This window comes from Arthrobacter sp. MMS24-S77 (assembly GCF_054888235.1).
The window spans coordinates 3,424,288-3,444,629 of the sequence record NZ_JBTZRN010000001.1; the positions used below are offsets into that span (position 1 = coordinate 3,424,288).

14 protein-coding genes are annotated in these 20,342 nt (G+C 63.5%); 4 read left to right on the forward strand and 10 right to left on the reverse strand.

Annotated features, from left to right (window positions below):
• Window positions 1–29: 29 nt before the first annotated feature.
• The gene (locus tag ACX5I4_RS15650; protein ID WP_461837455.1) at window positions 30–1,136 is read right to left on the reverse strand and encodes a carbohydrate kinase family protein; all 1,107 of its coding nucleotides are present in this window, start codon (window positions 1,134–1,136) and stop codon (window positions 30–32) included.
• 79 nt (window positions 1,137–1,215) lie between these two features.
• Window positions 1,216–1,746: a GNAT family N-acetyltransferase gene (locus ACX5I4_RS15655; protein ID WP_461837456.1), complete on the reverse strand. Its 531-nt coding sequence runs from the start codon at window positions 1,744–1,746 to the stop codon at window positions 1,216–1,218.
• Between the two features lie 188 nt (window positions 1,747–1,934).
• On the opposite strand from ACX5I4_RS15655, the gene mshA reads away from it, so the two are divergent.
• The 3 genes from mshA (at window position 1,935) to ACX5I4_RS15670 (ending at window position 6,138) form a co-directional block, all read left to right on the forward strand.
• Entirely contained in the window at window positions 1,935–3,179 is a 1,245-nt protein-coding gene (gene mshA / locus ACX5I4_RS15660) for a D-inositol-3-phosphate glycosyltransferase (RefSeq protein ID WP_461837457.1), read from the forward strand.
• Window positions 3,180–3,347: 168 nt separating this feature from the next.
• The gene (locus tag ACX5I4_RS15665; RefSeq protein ID WP_461837458.1) at window positions 3,348–5,042 is read left to right on the forward strand and encodes a formate--tetrahydrofolate ligase; all 1,695 of its coding nucleotides are present in this window, start codon (window positions 3,348–3,350) and stop codon (window positions 5,040–5,042) included.
• Between the two features lie 136 nt (window positions 5,043–5,178).
• On the forward strand, window positions 5,179–6,138 hold the full coding sequence (locus ACX5I4_RS15670; protein ID WP_461837459.1) for a DUF559 domain-containing protein: 960 nt from the start codon (window positions 5,179–5,181) through the stop codon (window positions 6,136–6,138).
• 310 nt (window positions 6,139–6,448) lie between these two features.
• Here ACX5I4_RS15670 and ACX5I4_RS15675 read toward each other — a convergent pair whose 3' ends face one another.
• From ACX5I4_RS15675 to glmS, 8 genes are all read right to left on the reverse strand, one after another.
• On the reverse strand, window positions 6,449–7,534 hold the full coding sequence (locus ACX5I4_RS15675; protein ID WP_461837460.1) for an inositol-3-phosphate synthase: 1,086 nt from the start codon (window positions 7,532–7,534) through the stop codon (window positions 6,449–6,451).
• Between the two features lie 164 nt (window positions 7,535–7,698).
• Complete coding sequence (gene mgrA / locus ACX5I4_RS15680) at window positions 7,699–8,736, reverse strand: L-glyceraldehyde 3-phosphate reductase (protein WP_461837461.1); 1,038 nt, start codon at window positions 8,734–8,736, stop codon at window positions 7,699–7,701.
• A gap of 60 nt (window positions 8,737–8,796) precedes the next feature.
• Window positions 8,797–10,554, reverse strand: a complete 1,758-nt coding sequence (gene treZ / locus ACX5I4_RS15685) for a malto-oligosyltrehalose trehalohydrolase (protein ID WP_461837462.1) — start codon at window positions 10,552–10,554, stop codon at window positions 8,797–8,799.
• 54 nt (window positions 10,555–10,608) lie between these two features.
• Window positions 10,609–12,948 (reverse strand): malto-oligosyltrehalose synthase, encoded by a 2,340-nt coding sequence (treY, locus tag ACX5I4_RS15690; RefSeq protein ID WP_461837463.1) that lies wholly within the window; start codon window positions 12,946–12,948, stop codon window positions 10,609–10,611.
• On the reverse strand, window positions 12,945–15,320 hold the full coding sequence (gene glgX, locus ACX5I4_RS15695; RefSeq protein WP_461837464.1) for a glycogen debranching protein GlgX: 2,376 nt from the start codon (window positions 15,318–15,320) through the stop codon (window positions 12,945–12,947). The genes treY and glgX overlap by 4 nt, the downstream gene beginning before the upstream one ends.
• Before the next feature lie 74 nt (window positions 15,321–15,394).
• Window positions 15,395–16,939 (reverse strand): NAD(P)H-hydrate epimerase, encoded by a 1,545-nt coding sequence (locus ACX5I4_RS15700; RefSeq protein WP_461837465.1) that lies wholly within the window; start codon window positions 16,937–16,939, stop codon window positions 15,395–15,397.
• A gap of 13 nt (window positions 16,940–16,952) precedes the next feature.
• Window positions 16,953–17,300 carry a holo-ACP synthase gene (locus ACX5I4_RS15705; protein WP_461837466.1) on the reverse strand — a complete coding sequence of 116 codons (348 nt, stop codon included), beginning with the start codon at window positions 17,298–17,300 and terminating at the stop codon, window positions 16,953–16,955.
• A 4-nt stretch (window positions 17,301–17,304) separates the two neighbouring features.
• Window positions 17,305–19,197, reverse strand: coding sequence for a glutamine--fructose-6-phosphate transaminase (isomerizing) (gene glmS / locus ACX5I4_RS15710; RefSeq protein WP_461837467.1), 1,893 nt, complete (start codon window positions 19,195–19,197; stop codon window positions 17,305–17,307).
• A gap of 132 nt (window positions 19,198–19,329) precedes the next feature.
• On the opposite strand from glmS, the gene coaA reads away from it, so the two are divergent.
• A complete protein-coding gene (coaA, locus tag ACX5I4_RS15715) occupies window positions 19,330–20,340 on the forward strand; it encodes a type I pantothenate kinase (protein ID WP_461837468.1) in 1,011 nt (336 codons plus the stop codon).
• Window positions 20,341–20,342 lie beyond the last annotated feature (2 nt).

The window sequence follows — 20,342 nt, forward strand, 5'->3', positions numbered from 1 at the left end:
CTGGGGGCTTGGCTCGGGTTTAGCGCAGCTCAGGCGTCGGAGTTGTGGGCGATAGTCGCCGACGCACGCCGTTGGGCTCCGGGCGGGACGTCTCGGACGATGTCTTCGAGGAACGCGAACCGTTTGAGCCATTGGCTTGACTGCCGCTCCCGCCGGGAGTTGGCCCGCTGCCACCAATCGGCGATGTCACCCCAGCCGGGAGCAGCCAGCGAGCCTCCCACCTCCTGCACTGCCAACGAGGCGCAAAGGTTGGCGAAGCGGAGCCTGTCCCCCAACGGCCACCCGGCCAGGCAGCCCACAACAAACGCCGCGCCGAAGCAGTCGCCCGCACCCGTAGGGTCGTATGCGGTCACAGGAAGGGACGGTACCCATTCCTCCTCTCCTGTTTCGGAATCCACGGCCATGGCCCCTTGGGCTCCGAGCGTCACGACGGCTACCGGAACGCGGTCGGCGAGCGCATAGAGAGCAGACCACGGATTGTCCTTGCCGGTAAAGGCCATCGCTTCCCGCTGGTTGGGCATGAAGGCGTGGAAATTACCGAGCTGGTCAAGCCGCCTCGACGACCATTGCCCAGTCGGGTCCCATCCGGCGTCGCCGAAGAGTTTGACGCCGGCCTTCCTCGCCGCGAGCATCCAAGGCTCTGGTTCCTCGCCGAGATCCGCGACGGCGGCGAGCGCCTTGGGAGGCTCGCCAATCAGTTCGGATGCACTCATGGGCGCAGGGTGTCCGTGCGTGACCATGGAACGATCGTGATCGACGCACAAGGAAACGGTGACCGGGGAATGCCAGCCCTCGAACCTCCTTGAGAGGGAAAGATCCACGTGCTCCTGGCTCTCAAGGATCCGCCAGTTGAAGTCCCCGTACCCGTCGTCTCCGAAGGCCGCCGCCAAGCTGGTCCTCAGCCCAAGCCGTGCGGCCGCGATGGCTTGGTTGGCCACGCCGCCGGGGCACGTGCCCATACCTTGGCTCCATACCTCTGTCCCGGGTTCCGGAGTGTGGTCCAGTCCGGTGAAGATGATGTCTTGGAAGACCGTGCCCGTGAGGAGGAGGTCGCAGCCGGAATCGTCCCCTGCGCCGTTCGCATCTCCGCGGATGGCGGCGAGGGGATCGAATCCAGCCCTGGGCGTTGCGTCCATGCACGGCAGACTACGCCGCGGCCACGTATGTGCATAGCCTTCCGCGGGGACGCCCGCCCTTGGTCACGGCTTCGGTGGCCTAGAGCTCCTGGTACATGACGTGCAGGCCCACGTAGCCAAGGGTCGGGTGCTGGAATGCCTCGGGAATTGTCGCCAGGATGCGGAAGCCCATGGACTGCCAGAGGCCCACCGCGCGGACGTTGCTTTCGACGACGGCGTTGAACTGCATAGCCTTGAACCCGGCCTCCCGGGCGGCCGCCAGGGAATAGGCACAGAGTGCCCGCGCGATGCCCTGGCCTCCGTGATTGGCGTGGACCATGTAGCCGGCGTTGGCCACGTGGCTTCCGCCGCCGCCCTGGTTGGCGTGCAGTTCACCGGTACCCAGCACCTCGCCGTCGCGCACCGCCACGAAAGTTTGGCCGGGCGCTTCCTTCAACCATTTGCTCCGCGCCGCTTCTTCGGACGTGTCCCGATCCCAGGTGAAGGTCTCCCCCGCACGGATCACGGGTTCAAGAACAGCCCAGATCCCCGGCCAGTCGCTTGGCTGCGCCGGCCGGATCTCGTAATTTGCGGCTGGTGACGTTGTTGCTTCAGTGTTTGATTGGCTCACGCCCGTTACGGTAGCAGCCAATCTTGCGTTGGTGCCCGGCTACTGTTGGCCGGGCTGCAATATTGGCCGTGGCTGCAACGCCGCGGATGTCAGGAGTAGTGTTTTCGCTGAAGCGCAGGAACACTGCGCCTCGCGGAACTTGGTGAAAATTGATTGTTGAATTGTTCGTTGGATACAGGAGGTAGGCCGTGTCGATGATCCGTCGCGTGGCGTTCCTTTCCCTCCACACCTCCCCCATGGAACAGCCCGGTTCGGGCGACGCCGGCGGCATGAATGTCTACGTCCGGGCCCTGGCCATGGCGCTGGCCGATCTCGGCGTGGAAGTGGAGATCTTCACGCGTGCAACGTCCGCCGGGCAGCCCGCCGTCGAACACCCCGGTCCCGGGGTCTGCGTCCACAACGTCTTGGCGGGGCCGCCAAGGAAGCTGCCCAAAGAGGAACTTCCCGAGCTCCTGCACACCATGGTTGCCGAAATCGAGAGGATCCGGCAGCGGCAGCCGCACGGCCGTTACGACGCCATCCATTCGCACTACTGGGTGTCCGGTGTGGCCGGTCTGGAACTTTCCGCGCTGTGGAATGTGCCCCTGATCCACACGATGCACACGATGGCCAAGGTCAAGAATCTGGTGCTGGAATCCGGAGAGCGCCCCGAACCGCGGCTGCGGGAAGACGGAGAGCAGAGGATCGTCGATGGAGCCGCCCGCCTCGTGGCCAACACTCCTGCCGAAGCCCAGGAGCTTGTCTCGCACTACAACGCCGACTTCGACCACATCGACGTCGCACCCCCGGGTGTTGACCTCACCGTGTTCACGCCTGCGTTCCGGGCCCGGTCCCGTGCCGAGCTCGGCGTGCGGCCCGGCAGTTTCCACCTCTTGTTCGCCGGACGCATCCAGCGGCTCAAGGGTCCGCAGATCTTCATCGAAGCCGCCGGGGTCCTCCGCAGACGGCGGCCGGATATCGACCTCGAGCTGACCATCTTGGGTGCCCTGAGCGGTGCCAAGGACTTCAACTTGCAGTCTTTCATTGCGGCCGCGGGGCTCGACGACGTCGTGACCCACCGCGCGCCGGTCAAGGCCCCGAAGCTGTCGGCTTGGTTCCGTTCAGCCGACGTCGTGGTGATGCCCTCCTTCAGCGAATCGTTTGGGCTTGTTGCACTTGAGGCCCAGGCATGCGGCACCCCTGTGGTGGCCACCAACGTGGGCGGGCTGTCCCGGGCCATTGCGGATGGGCGGACAGGTATTTTGGTAAACGGCCACGATCCCTCTCATTGGGCCGACGCCATCGAAGCCCTGTACGACGATTCCCGCACCCGGGAAGACATGGGCCGTGCCGCGGCCGTGCATGCGGAAGCCTTCGGCTGGCAGAAGACGGCGGCCATCGCGCTTGAGAGCTACCAAGCGGCCATCGGCGCCGTCCTGGTCCGCCCAAGCTAACGCTCGCTCACCTATAAGCCCCCTTCGGCCGACGCTCGCTCACCTATAAGGACAACCCCCACGACGCTCGCTCACCTATAAGCCCCATCCCGACGACGCTCGCTCACCTATGCGGGCACGACTGATAGATTGTCGCGCACAGTGTTCCGCACAGAGCTGAGGACAAAGATGTCTGAAAACAAGATCTTGAGCGATCTCGAAATTGCCCAGAATGCAGCGATACGTCCCATCGAGGAGATCGCCGAGGGTGCCGGGATCACTGTCGATGCCCTGGATCTGTACGGTCGGTTCAAAGCGAAAATCGATCCCGCCAAGCTCCGTCTCCCTGAAGCTAAGCGTGCCGGCAAGATAGTCCTCGTTTCGGCCATGTCCCCGACTCCGGCAGGCGAGGGAAAGTCCACGACGACGGTCGGCCTCGCCGATTCCTTGGCACGCGCCGGTCACCGAGTGATGATTGCGCTGCGCGAACCGTCCCTTGGACCGATTCTGGGCATGAAGGGTGGAGCGACCGGTGGCGGCTACTCCCAGGTTCTTCCCATGGACGAGATCAACCTGCACTTCACCGGCGACTTCCACGCGATCACCTCTGCCAACAACGCCCTCATGGCCCTCGTGGACAACCACATCTTCCAAGGCAACGAGCTCAATATTGACCCCCGCCGCATGACATTCAAGCGGGTCCTCGATATGAATGACCGGTCCCTCCGGGAGGTCATCATCGGCCTCGGCGGCCCTGCTCAAGGTGTGCCACGGCAGGACGGTTTCGAGATCACCGTGGCATCCGAGATCATGGCCGTCTTTTGCCTCGCGACGGATCTCGACGATCTCCGAGAACGCCTGGGCCGTATCACTTTCGGATACAGCTATGACCGACAGCCAGTCACCGTTGCCGATCTCGGGGTCCAGGGCGTGCTGACCATGCTGCTCAAAGACGCCATCAAACCAAACCTCGTCCAGACCATCGCAGGAACTCCGGCTTTGGTACACGGCGGTCCTTTCGCCAACATCGCGCACGGCTGCAACTCGCTCATCGCCACCCGAACGGCCCAACAACTCGCGGACATCGTGGTCACGGAAGCTGGATTCGGCGCCGATCTTGGAGCAGAAAAGTACATGGACATCAAGTCTCGCATCGCAGACGTGGCGCCCTCCGCCGTCGTCGTCGTGGCGACTATCAGGGCGCTCAAGATGCAAGGCGGCGTCCCGAAGGAGCTGCTCAAGGAGCCGAATGTCGAGGCGCTCGCCGCCGGCGTCGAGAACCTGAAACGGCACGTGCACAATGTCGAGAAGTTCGGCGTCACACCAGTTGTCGCGATCAACAAGTTCGCCACGGACACGACTGAGGAGCTCGAATGGCTGCTGGCATGGTGTGCCCAGGAGGGAGTGCAGGCCGCGATTGCCGATGTCTGGGGGCGAGGTGGAGGGGGCGACGGCGGTGACGAACTCGCGGCGAAGGTTGCCGCAGTGGTGGCGGCAGCAACGCCGTCGGACTTCCGGCATTTGTACCCTCTGAGCCTGTCTGTGGAGGACAAGATCCGCACGATCGTACAGGAAATCTATGGTGCCGATGGCGTGGAGTTCTCGGTCCCCGCGCTCAGGCGGCTCGCGGACATCCGGAAAAATGGTTGGAGCGGAATGCCGGTTTGCATGGCCAAGACGCAGTATTCATTCACCGACGACGCCACGCAGTTGGGCGCCCCCAAGGGTTTCACGGTGCACGTCCGCGAGCTGATCCCCAAGACCGGGGCGGGCTTTATTGTCGCGCTGACCGGGGCGGTCATGACGATGCCGGGTTTACCTAAGGAACCGGCCGCGATGCGCATGGACGTCGATGAGCACGGCAACCCGGTGGGTCTCTTCTGACGCCCGCTCACATATGTGGCACTTTCGCGGAACGCTCGCTCACCTATGGCCCCCGAGGACGACAAGACCTACGACCGAATCCCGGGCCTGTGGATAACTTCTGCGGGCACCCGCCCCTTTGCGGCACAATGCGGGTATGCGAAACGAGCTTGCCCTTCCCGCCGAACTGCTTTCAGGTCCGTTCACGCTCACCCAGGCCCAAGCCCAAGGTGTCCCGCGCGGCCGTCTGCTTCGCGCCGACGTCGAACGCGTCAGCCGCAGCCTCTACCGTCCGATCGGCTGGGACTTCGATCTTGAGTCCGCCGCCCGTGCCTTGTCGGCTGCCACCCCGGGGGCCTGGATCTCCCATGTGACGGCAGCGCGCCTTCGCTCTTCCTGCCTTCCGCCGTGGCTTGCCGATTCTACGGACCTGCACCTCAGCAAGCCCCGATCGTTGCCTGGAACCCGCCGCAAAGGCGTGATCGGGCATAGGGTGATCGCGGCCGAGAACGAGGTCGAATCGGTTGATGGAATACGGATCAGCACGCGCCCACGCACTTGGCTGGACATGGCCCGGCTGCTGCCTTTGAACGACCTCGTCTGTATGGGCGACGAGCTGATTCGCGTGCCCCGCCAGGCCCTGGAAGGACGGAACACGCCGTTCGCGACCCCTGAAGAACTGCGTGTTCTGGTGGAGCGGCATCCAAATTTGCAAGGCGTCGTGCGTGCCCGGCAAGCGCTCGAACTGATGCGCGTGGGCGCGGACTCGGCGCCGGAGTCCCTGCTTCGTTTGGCCATGCTGGACGCTGGAATCCCCGAACCCGAACTCCAGCTCAGCTTGCGAAGTGACGATCCGTTCTCGCCGTCGGCGGATTTGGGCTTCCGCCAACGGCGGGTCGCCATCCAGTACGACGGCGGCCATCACCTCGCGGAGGCGCAGACACTCAGTGACCGACGCCGGAACAAAGCCTTCGAAGCAGCCGGATGGACCGTCCTCGTGTTCCGCAAGGACGATTTGGCAAATGGTTTCGAGCAAGCAACCAAGGAGATCAAGAGGGCATTGCGATCAGCGTGGGTGGATCCCGCGGTCGCATCCGGCTTTGCAAGCGCCGTCTAGCGAACGGGCGTTGAACCACGGACGCTCGCTCACCTGAAGGTGAGCGAGCGTCCGACCAAAACCCCACATACGTGAGCGAGCGTCCGGCCAAAACCCGACAAACGTGAGCGAGCGTCCGGCCAAACCCCGACAAACGTGAGCGAGCGTCCGGCCAAACCCCGACAAACGTGAGCGAGCGTCCGACCAAAACCCGACAAACGTGAGCCAGCGTCCGACCAAAACCCGACAAACGTGAGCGAGCGTCCGGCCAAAACCCGACACAAGTGAGCGAGCGTCCGGGAGGGAGGGAGGGAGGGAGACGGACGAGCGTTTAGCGCTCGACGTCGCCGCGGATGAAGGCTTCGACCTTTTCGCGGGCGAGATCGTCGTTGAACTGCTCCGGCGGGGACTTCATGAAGTAGCTGGAAGCAGAGAGGAGCGGGCCGCCGATGCCACGGTCCAGGCCGATCTTGGCCGCGCGGATGGCGTCGATGATCACGCCGGCGGAGTTCGGGGAGTCCCAGACCTCGAGCTTGTACTCAAGCGACACCGGGGCATCGCCGAAGTTGCGGCCTTCGAGGCGGACGAACGCCCACTTGCGGTCGTCGAGCCAGGCGACGTAGTCGGACGGGCCGATGTGGACGTCGTCGGCGTGGAGCTTGGCCTCGACGTTGGAGGTCACGGCCTGGGTCTTGGAGATCTTCTTGGACTCCAGGCGGTCGCGCTCCAGCATGTTCTTGAAATCCATATTGCCGCCGACGTTCAGCTGGTACGTGCGGTCCAGGGTGACGCCGCGGTCTTCGAAGAGCTTGGCCATGACGCGGTGCGTGATGGTGGCGCCGATCTGGCTCTTGATGTCGTCGCCAACGATCGGCACACCAGCAGCCGTGAACTTGTCAGCCCATTCCTTGGTGCCTGCGATGAATACGGGCAACGCATTGACGAAGGCGACGCCAGCATCGATGGCGCACTGGGCATAGAAGTGCGCGGCTTCCTCGGAACCAACCGGCAGGTAGCAGACCATGACATCGGCCTTGGCTTCGCGCAGTGCGGCGACGATGTCCACTGCCTCTTCCGGGGCCTCGACGATGGTCTCGCGGTAGTACTTGCCCAGGCCATCCAGGGTGTGGCCACGCTGCACCGTTACACCCGTCAAAGGGACATCGGCAATCTTGATGGTGTTGTTCTCGCTCGCGCCGATGGCGTCAGCGAGGTCCAGGCCAACCTTCTTGCTGTCGACATCGAAAGCAGCGACGAACTGGACATCGTTGACGTGGTACTTGCCGAACTCGACGTGCATCAGACCGGGAATCGTGGCCTGGGGGTCGGCATCGCGATAGTAGTGGACACCTTGGACCAGCGAAGCGGCGCAGTTACCTACACCGACAATGGCGACACGAATCGGATGTGAAGACACGGAACTCCTTTGAGAACTAACCTCAGGTGCCTGGCGCGTCTGTACCTGAATGTACAACGGCGTCTAAAGGCACAGCGCCATTCGGCGCTCTTTGCATTGTAGCCAACCTGAGCGGGGCCGGCTTTGTTCCCGGCCGGCCCCGCTCTTCTGTTAAGTTTCCGAAACTACCTCTGTGCCCACAGATTGATGTCGGATTCGACGGCGAACTCGTCAATCGCAGTCAGCTCCTCGGACGTGAAGTCGAGGTTGTTGATCGCAGACAAGGTGTCCTCCAGTTGCGCGACACTTGACGCGCCCACCAAGGCCGAGGTTACAGGTGAACCCTTGGGCTGCTCGCGGAGGATCCAGGCGATAGCCATCTGCGCGAGGGTCTGGCCGCGCCCTTCGGCGATGGCGTTCAAACCACGCACCCGGTTCAGCTTTTCCTCGGTCAGCGCTGATTCGGACAAGAACCGTTCCTTGGCCGCGCGTGAGTCCGCCGGGATGCCGTTCAGGTACCGGTTGGTGAGCATCCCCTGTGCGAGCGGGGAGAACGCGATGGATCCGGCGCCTACCTGGTCAAGTGCCTCGTACAGGTTGGGACTGCCGTTCTCGGTCCAACGATTGAGCATGGAATAGCTGGGCTGGTGGATGAGCAGGGGCGTGCCCATCTCCTTGAGGATCCGGGCTGCCTCGAGGGTCTGCTCCGGAGTGTAGGAAGAGATGCCGGCATACAGCGCTTTGCCGGAACGGACGGCGTAGTCCAGTGCACCCATGGTTTCTTCCAACGGGGTTTCGGGATCGGGACGGTGGCTGTAGAAGATGTCCACGTAGTCCAGGCCCATGCGCTGCAGCGACTGGTCCAGGCTGGAGAGCAGGTACTTGCGGGAACCCCATTCCCCGTAGGGACCGGGCCACATGTAGTAGCCGGCCTTGGTGGAAATGACGAGTTCATCGCGGTAGGGCTTGAAATCGTCCTGGAGGTGGCGGCCGAAGTTGGTTTCGGCGGAACCGTCCGGCGGGCCGTAGTTGTTGGCAAGGTCGAAGTGGTTCACCCCGAGATCGAAGGCACGGCGCAGGATGGCGCGCTGTTCCTCGAAACGCTTGTCATCGCCGAAGTTATGCCAAAGTCCCAAGGAGATGGCAGGAAGTTTGAGACCGCTTCGTCCGACGCGGCGGTAGGGCATGGTTTCATAGCGGTTTTCCGCAGCCGAATAAGTCATACCCACCATCCTGCCACCCGTTTCCGGGCCGCAAGCGCGGCGTCCGTCATGTGGTCAAAGTCACTTCAAGCGTACGACGGCGGCGCTCTCCCCCGGGATTGTCAGCTTTCCGTTCCCGACGGCGGCCGAAGGGTCCGTGGCGAGCAAGAGGTCACCGTCCATGGTGCGAGTCAAGAGCTGCGTCCCAAAGTTGCAGACAACCCTCACGGCGCCCCGGCTGAGAACCAGCCAGTTGTCCCCTTCGCTGAAGTCAACATGGGTATCGGTGAATCCACCGGCGGCAAGCTCCGGCGTCGAGCGCCTGAGGTTCGCCAAGACCCGGTAAAGTTCCAACAGCCGGGCGTGATCGCCGTCGTTGATTTCCTCCCATTTGAGCTTGGAACGGCTGAACGTCCCTGGGTCCTGCGGGTTGGGTACCAATGCAGGGTCCCAGCCCATCCGTTCGAATTCCTTGAGCCTGCCCTCTGCCGTGGCCTTTGCCAGCCATTCCTCGGGATGCGATGTGAAGAATTGCCAAGGCGTGGACGCGCCGAATTCTTCCCCCATAAACAGCATCGGCGTGAACGGAGATGTCATGGTCAGTACGGCGGCAAGCGCCAGCCTGCCGTAGGACAGGTTCGCACTCAGTCGGTCGCCGGCGGCGCGGTTGCCGATTTGGTCGTGGTTCTGGCTGCACACCACCAGCGCGGCAGGATGGACCAGGCCCGGGCGGATGGGCCTGCCATGATGCCTTCCGCGGAAGCTTGAGTAGCTTCCGTCGTGGAAGAAACCGTGCTCAAGGACTTTGGCCAAGGCGGCCAGGGAGTCGAAATCGGCATAGTAGCCAGCGGTCTCACCGGTGAGGTTCACGTGAACAGCGTGGTGGAAGTCGTCGCTCCACTGGCCTTCCAGCCCGTAGCCGTTGGCGTCCCGGCGGTAGATCAGGCGCGGGTTGTTCAGATCCGATTCGGCGATCAGGGTCTTGGGGATACCGGTTTCAGCTTCGATCCCGTCCGCAAGGCTGGCGAGGTCTTCCAGGATATGCACGGCACGATCGTCACGGAGAGCGTGCACAGCGTCGAGGCGCAGTCCGTCAACGTGGAAATCGTTCAACCACATTTCGGCATTATCAAGAATGTATTGACGGACTTCATCTGAGCCCGGGCCGTCCAAATTTACTGAATCGCCCCAGGTGTTGCCCTCCCCGGACTTCAGGTACGGGCCAAACTTCGGCAGGTAGTTGCCGCTGGGCCCCAGATGGTTGTAGACCACGTCCTGAATCACGCCGAGTCCCGCAGCATGCGCCGCGTCAACAAATCGCTGGTAGGCCTCTGGTCCCCCGTAGGCTTCATGGACGGCGAACCACAGCACGCCGTCGTACCCCCAGTTGTGCGTACCGTTGAAGGCGTTGACGGGCAGAAGCTCTACAAAGTCGACTCCCAATTCAACGAGGTAATCGAGTTTTTCCACTGCCGCGTCCAGCGTGCCCTCCGGTGTGAAGGTCCCAAGGTGGAGCTCATAGATGACGGCGCCGCCTAGCCCGCGGCCAGGCCATTCGGCGTCGTTCCAGGAATAAGAAGACGCGTCGAAGGTGCGGGACAGGCCGTGGACGCCCTCCGGTTGCCGCTTCGACCTCGGGTCGGGAAAGGGCCCCTCGCCGTCCACGAGGTAGCCGTAATCCGTCCCCACCCCCTGCGGTACGTCCGCCGTCCACCAGCCGGTGGCGTCGCCGTCGTGCGGCCGCATTTCGTGATGCTCGCCTGCCGCGAGCAGTGTGAGGGACCCCGCAAACGGGGCCCATACGTCGAATCGTTTCCTCGCGCTGGTCGTCTCCGCCATGGCTCCCCTCAATCATCTCGTCCGGGCGTTTGCCCGCCGTCGTTGGTGCTCTGGCTAGGTCAGCGGTACGAGCAGGGCCACCGGGTATCTCTGCAGAAGCCTTGCGATCGGCACTTCGCCCGCCGGGTAACTGTTGCCCGTGAGCTCGTCCTGGACTGCGCTCCCGAGGCGGATGAAGGTGTTTTGCCACCCGCCGTTTCGTTCAAGCTTCCGCGGGAGCCGAGTGGCCAACGTCATGGCACCGGCACCCGCGCCGACGGCTCGGTTTCCAGCGTCGATGCCTCCGCGGTCAAAGGCGAGCAGGTGCTCGGCCGCGGGGCCCTCAGCGAGGACAGGGCTGTATCCGCCGAAGAGCTCCGGCCTGTCGCGACGCAGGCGCAGTGCCCGCGAGGTCAGCAACAACTTGGCCAACTCGTCCCGCGCTTCGGTCTGGGCACCGGCGTCGAGGGCAGCGAGCGCGGCCCTCCGCCGTTCGAAGTCCACCGGGCGCCGGTTGTCCGGATCGGTGAGTGAACGATCCCAAAACTCGGTTCCCTGGTATACGTCCGGCACGCCCGGCATGGTCAGCTGAACAATTTTTGCTGACAGCGAGTTGGACACTCCGTAGGGGTCCAAAAGCGCGACAAATCTCTCCAGGGCAGCCGTTACGTCCGGCACATCGAAAACGGTATCGACGGCGGAGGCCAGCTTCGCTTCGAACCCTTCGTCCGGATCTGTCCAACTGGTTGAATTGCCGGCCTCGCGTGCCGCCTTGACGACGTAACCTTGGAGGCGTTCACGGCTTGCCGGCCAAGCACCCGCAATAGCCTGCCACACAAGAGCTGCGAGCGGCCCGTCAGGAACCGGAGCCAGTTCCTGCATCCGGTCCAGGAATGCTTCCCATTCGGGGACGGCCTCCGAGATAGCGGAGATCCTCGCCCGTGTGTCTTCGCTGCGCTTGGTGTCGTGCGTGGTCAGGGTGGTCATGGACATCCGCAAATGTGCCTGGCGGTGCACCATGCGCTTGTGGAATCCATTCGGGGACAGGGCGAATTCTGTCGGATCCGCTCCCACTTCCGTCAGCGTGCCAAGACGCGTGTAGCGGAAGAACGCGGTGTCTTCCACGCCCTTGGCCATGACCATGCCTGAGGTCTGTTGGAAGCGGCGGCCCAATTCACTGCCGGCATCGAGCAGTAGTGGAAGCACCCGCCCCAGCACCTGTTCCAGTTCCGGTTTGGTCCGGGCGGCCTGCTCAACGGCCTCCACGAGGATGTCTTTGCCGTACGGGAGATAACTTCGGTAGACCGGAAAGGAAGCAATAGTCTCGGCGAGCGCGTCGGCCACTTCGTGACGGAGAAGTTCCGGTGACTCCGGGACGAGCCGCGCCAGCCGCAGGATTTCCGAGCGCAGGATGCCGTCCGTGATACGCCTCTTGGTGCCGTGGATCATGGCTTGGTAATCGGACGGTGTTTCGGTGCCCCGCAGCCTGGCGTCCAAGGCATCTAGCTGCACTTCGGCGTCGGGATCAACGAAAAGGCGATCGACGTCGGCGAGCGCGTCGTAGCCAGTGGTCCCTTCGCAGTCGAAGTTCTCCGGAAGCTCCTCCCCTGGCTCCAGGATCTTCTCGACAAGCACGTACGAACCGCCGGTGGTTTCCTTCAGGCGCGCCAAGTAGCCCGAAGGGTCCGCGAGTCCATCCGGATGATCGATCCTCAGCCCGTCCGTGAGCCCGTCCCGGAACCAGCGGGCAACCTCTGCGTGGGCTTCCTCGAAGACCCAGGGGATTTCGACGCGGATGCCGGCCAAGGTGTTGACCGCGAAGAATCGGCGGTAATTCAGTTCGGCGTCAGCCCGGCGCCAATCGACCAGTTCGTAGTGTTGCCGTGCATGGACGTCGCGGGCGTTGTCTCCCGCGACATAGCTGCCCTCGGCCAGCGGGAAGCGGTGGTCGAAATAGCGCAATTCGCCGTCGACTACTTCGAGCTTGTCGAGGTCGTCGTCGCTGCCGAGCACCGGGATCCGCAGCTTGCCTCCCCCGAAGTCCCAATCGACGTCGAACGCTTCGGCGTAGCGGGAGGACCTGCCGTCCCTGAGGAGGGACCACCACCAGGCGTTTTGTGGAGGCGACGCAACGCCCATGTGGTTGGGGACGATGTCCACCAGGACACCGAGACCGGCCTCCCGCGCGGCCTTGGAAAGTGCGGCGAGCCCTTCGGCACCGCCGCGCGACGCGTCGACCGTGGAGGGGTCCGTGACGTCGTAACCGTGGTCCGAGCCCTCCTCCGCGGTCAAAATCGGCGACAGGTACACCCAGTCAACCCCGAGGTCGCGCAGATAACCCGTGAGGGCCGCCGCGTCGTGGAGCGTGAATGAGGGCCGGATCTGGAGCCGGTAGGTGGAGACGGGCGTCCTCATGATCCCCCGTTCTTGGGGGCGCGTGGCTTTCGGGGCTTCTTCGGCGCAGCGGCAGCTTTGGGTTCAGCGGCTGGCTTCGCCTCCGGCTCAGCGTTGGCCCCCATGTCAGGCTTCGGGTCCGGCACTGACCGGAGCGGTGCCCTGTTCGGCGCCGACGCGGCCGGTGTCAGTGTGGCTGGCGCAGTCAGGGATGCCGTTTCCGGGGTGGTTGTCTGCGACAATGCGGCGAGCGACGCTGCCACGGAGTGGTCCGGATCGGTGTCCGGCGTGCTGTGGGCTCGCAGGACGACGAGTGATTTGGCCCCCACTGTAAGGACCGATTCCGCGGGCATGGGTTCGGTGTCAGCTCCGCCGCCGGCGGTGTCGATGATGATGTCCCAGGCAGGGGCGTATTCGTCAGAGGGCACTTTGAAGCCCACTTCGTCGTCGTGGGCGTTGAAGTAGAGCAGGAAGTTGACGTCCGTGATGCGCCGCCCCTGGTTGTCCCGGCCGCGGATGCCATCTCCGTTGAGGAACACGCCCACCGAGCGGCCAAAGCCGCTGTCCCAGTCCGACGGCGTCATGGTGGTTCCGTCGACGTCGAGCCACACGATGTCCGGGAGCCGCTCGCCTTCGCCTCGAAGGACAGGCCGCCCGTCGAAGAAGCGGCTGCGCCTGAACGTGGGGTGCTTGGCGCGCAGTGCGCTGACAGCCGCCGTGAACTCCACGAGGGGCTGGTCCACGCCATCCCAGTTGATCCAGGTCAGCTCCGAGTCCTGACAGTAGCCGTTGTTGTTGCCCCGCTGTGTCCTGCCAAGCTCGTCACCGTGCAACAGCATGGGGACACCTTGGGAAAGGAGCATGGACGCGATGAAGTTTCGCTGCTGGCGGGCACGGAGGCCGAGGACGACAGGGTCCTCCGTGGGGCCTTCGACACCGCAATTCCAGGAACGGTTATGGGATTCGCCGTCGTTGTTGCCTTCGCCGTTGGCCTCGTTGTGCTTCTCGTTGTAGGAGACCAGGTCGGCCAGGGTGAAGCCGTCGTGGGCCGTGACGAAGTTGATGGAAGCCACCGGGCGGCGGCCGGAGTGCTCATACAGGTCCGCCGATCCGGTCAAGCGTGATGCAAACTCGCCCAGGGTGGAGGGCTCGCCTCGCCAAAAATCACGGACAGTGTCACGGTATTTACCGTTCCATTCCGTCCACTGCGGCGGGAAGTTGCCTACTTGGTAACCGCCCGGGCCCACGTCCCACGGTTCGGCGATCAGCTTGACCTGCGAGACGACGGGATCCTGCTGGATGAGTTCGAAGAATGTCGACAGCTTGTCCACGTCGTAGAACTCGCGTGCCAACGTTGAGGCCAGGTCGAAGCGGAAACCGTCAACGTGCATTTCGGTAACCCAGTAGCGCAAGGAATCCATGAGCAGCTGGAGGGAATGCGGGCTGCGTACGTTCAACGAGTTACCGGTGCCCGTGTAATCCATGTAGTGCTTAAGGTCTCCCTCCACCAGGCGGTAGTAAGCGGAGTTGTCGATCCCCTTGAAGGACAGGGTGGGGCCGAGGTGGTTGCCCTCGGCGGTGTGGTTGTACACGACGTCGAGAATGACCTCGATGCCGGCCGTATGCAGCGCCCTGACCATCGCCTTGAAGTCCTGGACCTGCTGGCCCCGATCGCCCTTGGAGCTGTAGCTGTTGTGGGGCGCGAAGAACCCGATGGTGTTGTAGCCCCAGTAGTTGTTCAGCCCTTTGTCCTGCAGGATGCCGTCGTTGGTGAACTGGTGGACGGGCATGAGCTCGATGGCGGTGACGCCGAGTTTTTGCAGGTGGGAAATCACAGCGGGGTGTGCGACGCCGGCATAAGTACCGCGTTGTTCCTCCGGAACCTCCGGGTGGAGCTGCGTCAGTCCCTTGACGTGCGCTTCGTAAATCACCGAGCGGTGGTACGGGATGCGAAGCTGCTGGTCACCCGCCCAGTCGAAGAAGGGATTGATGACGACGCCCATCATCATGTGGGCCGCGGAGTCCTTGTCGTTTCGGGAGTCCGGATCTCCCATGTTGTATGAGAAAAGCGCCGGGTCCCAGTCGATCTGCCGGTGGATGGCCTTGGCGTAAGGGTCCAGGAGGAGCTTGTTGGGGTTGAAGCGCTGGCCGGCGGCAGGGTCATACGGGCCGTGCACCCGGTATCCGTACTTTTGCCCTGGCTGAACGTGCGGAAGGTAGCAATGCCATACATAACCGTCCACCTCGTTGACGGTGTAGCTGACTTCGTCCCCGTCGTCGTCGAAGAGACACAATTCCACCTTTTCCGCCTTCTCGCTGAACAGCGCGAAGTTGGTTCCCGTGCCATCGAAGGTGGCCCCCAACGGGTATGCGGCTCCTGGCCAAATGTCCATGTGTTCTCCTTCACGTGCCGGATAACTTGTTGCCAGCCTAGCTATGTCGGGTGACATTCAACGAACATCCGGAATTATCCGGCGCGACATCCCTGCAGGATCCGGAAGACATCAGGGACAGCACGAGCGATATCAGACGCTGTCAGGGGTCCTCCGGCGGAGGCGGCACTGCCTGCCATTCCGTGGATGCTCGCACCCGCGGCCGCTACCGCAGCCCATCTCTCATCCGTGGCGATTCCCAAGGCCGCCAAGGGGCCGTCGTCATCCAACCCAGATTCCGCAAAAGAGGCGGCCAGGGCTCCGAGGATCCCGCCAAGGACGTCGCCGCTTCCCGCCGTCGACATCCATGGGCATCCCTCGGCTTGGCTGAACACCGCTCCGGACGGGGACGCGATCAGCGTTGTGGCACCTTTAAGGAGGACAACTGCCCCCGTGTGTTCGGCGGCCAGCCGGACGAAGTGCAGTGTCCGGGACTCCACATCCTCACGCGTGAAGCGTACTTCGCCGCGGCCAAGCAGGTCGGCCAGCTCCCCCGCGTGCGGGGTCAGGATCCAGTTGGGCGGGCACCGTTCCGGCAGGAGCCCCAGCGCTCCGGCGTCGACGACGGCGGGCTGGCCGGCGCCGGACGCCGCGGCCAGTACGTCACGGGCTCGCTGGAGTTGTTCGGCTCCGTCCAGGCCGGGACCGAGCAGCCATGCTTGGACTCGTCCGGGTTCGGCTGGCTCCCAAATTGCCTCGGGAGTACGGGCCAGTACCTGCCGCGCCGCAACTTCCGGTCCGAGGTACCGCACCATTCCCGCGCCGGACGCCGCCGCGGCCGCGACAGAGAGGGCTGCAGCCCCCGTGTAGCGCTCGGAACCGGCGACGACGCCCAGGACTCCCCTGGTGTACTTTTGAGCCCGGCGCGCGGGGTCCGGCAGGACAGCAGCCACGTCACGGACAGACAAGCGGCGAAGGGGAGGTTCCTGAAGATGACCCTCAATGCCGATGGGTACAAGGAGGACCCGGCCGGCACAGCCCTCTCCAGGATCGGCCATGAGTCCAGCTTTGACTCCTCCGAATACCACCGTCAACCGCGCCGTCAGCACAGGCCAGTGGATCTCGCCCGTGTCCGCGTCCAGGCCACTGGGAGTATCGCAAGCCACCACCAAATTCGGCTTCAACTCTTGCAGGGCAGCAATCAATTCCGCGGCCGGACCGCTGAGGCCTCCCCGGGCGCCCGTGCCCAGGATGGCGTCTATGACCACATCGTCGCCGGCACTTAGCACGGCTAGTTCTTCGGCGTTTTCCTCATTCAGGACGTGGACGCGTCCACCGGACGCCCTGAAGGCGGCCATGGCGTCCGGATGGGCAGAACCGGCGGTGAGCACCGCCGTCGTGCGCATGCCCCGGCGAGCGAGCATTGCTGCGGCGAAGAGCCCGTCCCCGCCGTTGTTCCCCTTGCCCGCCAGTACCGTGGCGCTGGAGCCGTAGACGCGACGGCCCTCCGAACGGAATTCACGGACAACGGCGTTTGCCAGGCCATGGGCCGCGCGCTGCATGAGAACAGCGCCTTCACCGGTATCAAGGAGCGGTTGTTCCGCTGCCCTGATCTGTGTTCCGGTGAAGGCGCTGATCATGGTGCTTGGGTTGTTAGGCTTCGGCGATGACCATGGCGGTGGCAATGCCGCCGTCGTGGCTCATGGATACGTGCCAGCGTTTCACGCCTTTGGAATCGGCGACTGCCAGCACGGTGCCTTTGACCTGGATCGTGGGGCCGTTCTGGTCAAGGCCGATCCAGCAGTCTTGCCAGTTCATGCCTGCCGGAGCTCCCAAAACCTTGGCCACAGCTTCCTTGGCCGCGAAGCGCGCAGCCAACGAGCGGGTGTTGAGCTCGCGTTCCGCGGGAACGAACAAACGGTCCCGGAGCCCGGGAGTTCGTTCGAGCTGGCGCCCAAAGCGCTCAATGTCTACGACGTCTACGCCTATGCCAACAATCATGCGGCTATTCTACGGTCACGCTCTTGGCAAGGTTACGCGGCTGGTCCACGTCGTATCCCTTGGCCTTGGCCAGCTCTGCCGCGAAAATCTGCAGCGGAACAGTCGTGAGCAGCGGCATCAGGAGTGTAGGCGTCTGCGGGACGTAGAAGACGTGCTCGGCATAGGCCCGCACTGCTTCGTCGCCTTCCTCGGCGATCACCAGGGTGCGCGCACCCCGGGCTCGGATTTCCTGGATGTTGCTGACAACCTTCGCGTGGAGGGAGTCGCGGCCGCGCGGTGACGGAACCACCACGAAGACGGGCTGCCCTTCGTCGATCAAGGCAATCGGACCGTGCTTGAGCTCACCTGCGGCAAAACCCTCAGCGTGGATGTAGGCGATTTCCTTGAGCTTCAGCGCGCCCTCGAGTGCCACCGGGAAGCCCACGTGGCGGCCCAGGAACAGTACCGACTTCTCGTCTTTCATGCTGCGGGCGAGCTCGCGGAGGGGGCCTGCATTGTCGAGGATCTTCTGGATGTGGGCGGGAATCTTGCCAAGGTCCGCCAAGACGTCCTTGATCTGGCCTGAGAAGATGTTTCCGCGCAACTGGGCCAGGTAGAGGCCCAGCAGGTAGGCGGCCGTGATCTGGGCGAGGAAAGCCTTGGTCGAGGCGACGGCGATCTCCGGCCCGGCGTGCGTGTAAAGCACCGCATCCGATTCGCGCGGGATCGTGGAGCCGTTGGTGTTGCAGATGGATATCGTCTTGGCGCCCTGCTCGCGGGCGTAGCGGACGGCCATCAGCGTGTCCATGGTTTCACCGGACTGGCTGATGGAGACCACCAGGGTGTTCGCGTCAACGATCGGGTCGCGGTAACGGAACTCATGCGCGAGTTCTACCTCGGTGGGAATGCGGCACCAGTTCTCGATGGCGTACTTGGCAACCATCCCGGCGTAGGCGGCCGTGCCACAAGCCAGGACGATGATCTTGTTGACCTGCTTGAGCAACTCGGGATCGATCCGGAGTTCGTTCAACGTCAGCTGGCCGTTGATGTCCGAGCGGCCGAGGAGGGTCTGGGTGACGGCGTCGGGCTGGTCGTGGATTTCCTTCTCCATGAAGGAGCTGAAGCCGCCCTTTTCCGCAGAGGCCGGATCCCAGTCCACGTGGTATTCCTTGCCCTGGGCGGGGGCGCCGAAAAAGTCAGTGATCTCGACGGAGTCCGCCGTGATGGTGACGATCTGGTCCTGGCCAAGCTCGACGGCGCGGCGCGTGTGGTCGATGAAGCCGGAAACGTCCGAACCAAGGAAGTTCTCGCCATCGCCGAGTCCCACGACAAGGGGAGAATTGCGACGGGCCGCCACGACGACGTCGGGCCGCTCAGCGTGCACGGCGAGGAGCGTAAACGCCCCTTCAAGCCGCTGGCAGGCAAGCTGCATCGCTTTGGTGAGCTTTCCGTTGGACGAGTCACCGTTGAGCTGGTTGCGGAAGATATCGCCCAGAAGTGCTGCCGCAACCTCCGTGTCCGTCTCGGACTCGAAAGTGACACCCTTGGCGAGAAGTTCCTGCTTGAGCTCGGCGAAGTTTTCGATGATTCCGTTGTGGATCATGGCCAACCGTCCGCCGTCGGCCAGATGCGGATGGGCGTTCTGATCGGTGGGTCCGCCGTGGGTGGCCCAGCGGGTGTGGCCGATTCCGGTCAGGGAGTCCGGGAGCGGATTGGTGTCGAGCTCATTCAGCAGATTGCTGAGTTTTCCGGACTTCTTCCGGGAGGCGATAGTTCCATCGGCGACCACGGCGACGCCGGCTGAGTCATAGCCCCGGTATTCAAGACGACGAAGTCCTTCGAGCACGACGTCGAGAGCCGAGTGCCCGGCATCTGCCCGGCGGGATGAATTGCCAACATAACCTACGATTCCACACATGCCTACAAGAGTAGCGGGTGCCCCGCGAAATGGACGTAGGATATCCGGCGGCGCAAGCAGGCCAACCGCCGGAAGCTGCCGGATCCCGCGCCTTTCCGGAGAGCATGCTCACACAAATTCTTCCCCCCGTTCATGCCGCATTTCCGGATCAGCCAAGTGCGGGGCAGAATCTCTAAGGTGACTTTGCAACGCAACGAAGCGAACGGCGACAGCTCCTCTCCGTTCGTTGAGCTGGACAGGCAGACGTGGTCCCGGCTGGCTGCACAGATGGAGCAGCCGCTTAACGAAGAGGACATCGTCCGGCTTCGCGGGCTCGGCGATCCCCTGGACATGAAGGAAATCCGCGAGGTCTACCTCCCGCTCTCCCGTTTGTTGCATCTCTACGTCCAAGCATCTCAGCAGCTCCATGCAGCCACCACGACGTTCCTTGGTGAGCAAACCCAGCGCACCCCTTTTGTGATCGGCGTCGCGGGTTCTGTTGCGGTCGGCAAGTCCACCATTGCCCGGGTGCTGCGCGAGATGCTCCGCCGTTGGCCGGGCACACCGAACGTCGAACTCATCACGACCGACGGATTCCTGTACCCACTGGCCGAATTGAAGCGTCGGCATTTGCTTGAGCGCAAGGGCTTTCCAGAGTCCTACGACCGCCGGGCGCTCCTTCGTTTCGTGAGTGCGATCAAAGGCGGCGCCGAAGAGGTCCGCGCTCCCTGGTATTCGCACGTCACCTATGACATCGTCCCGGACAAAGAAGTGGTGGTCCGGCGGCCTGACGTCCTCATTGTCGAGGGCCTCAACGTGTTGGCGCCTGCCCGTCCCCGCCAGGACGGCCGGCAGGGTTTGGCGCTCAGCGACTTCTTTGATTTCTCCATTTACGTTGACGCCAAGACGTCGTACATCGAAGACTGGTATGTGGACCGTTTCCGGAAGCTTCGGAGCACGGCCTTCGCCCAGCCCGAATCCTACTTCCACCGTTATGCGACGCTCTCCGATGCCGAGGCGGAAGCCACGGCCCGCGGCATCTGGAAACGCATCAACGAGCCCAACCTTGAGGAAAACGTGCTCCCTACCCGCGGCCGGGCACAGCTTGTCCTCACCAAGGACGCCGATCATTCCATCCGCCGCATGCTGCTGCGAAAGGTCTAGCA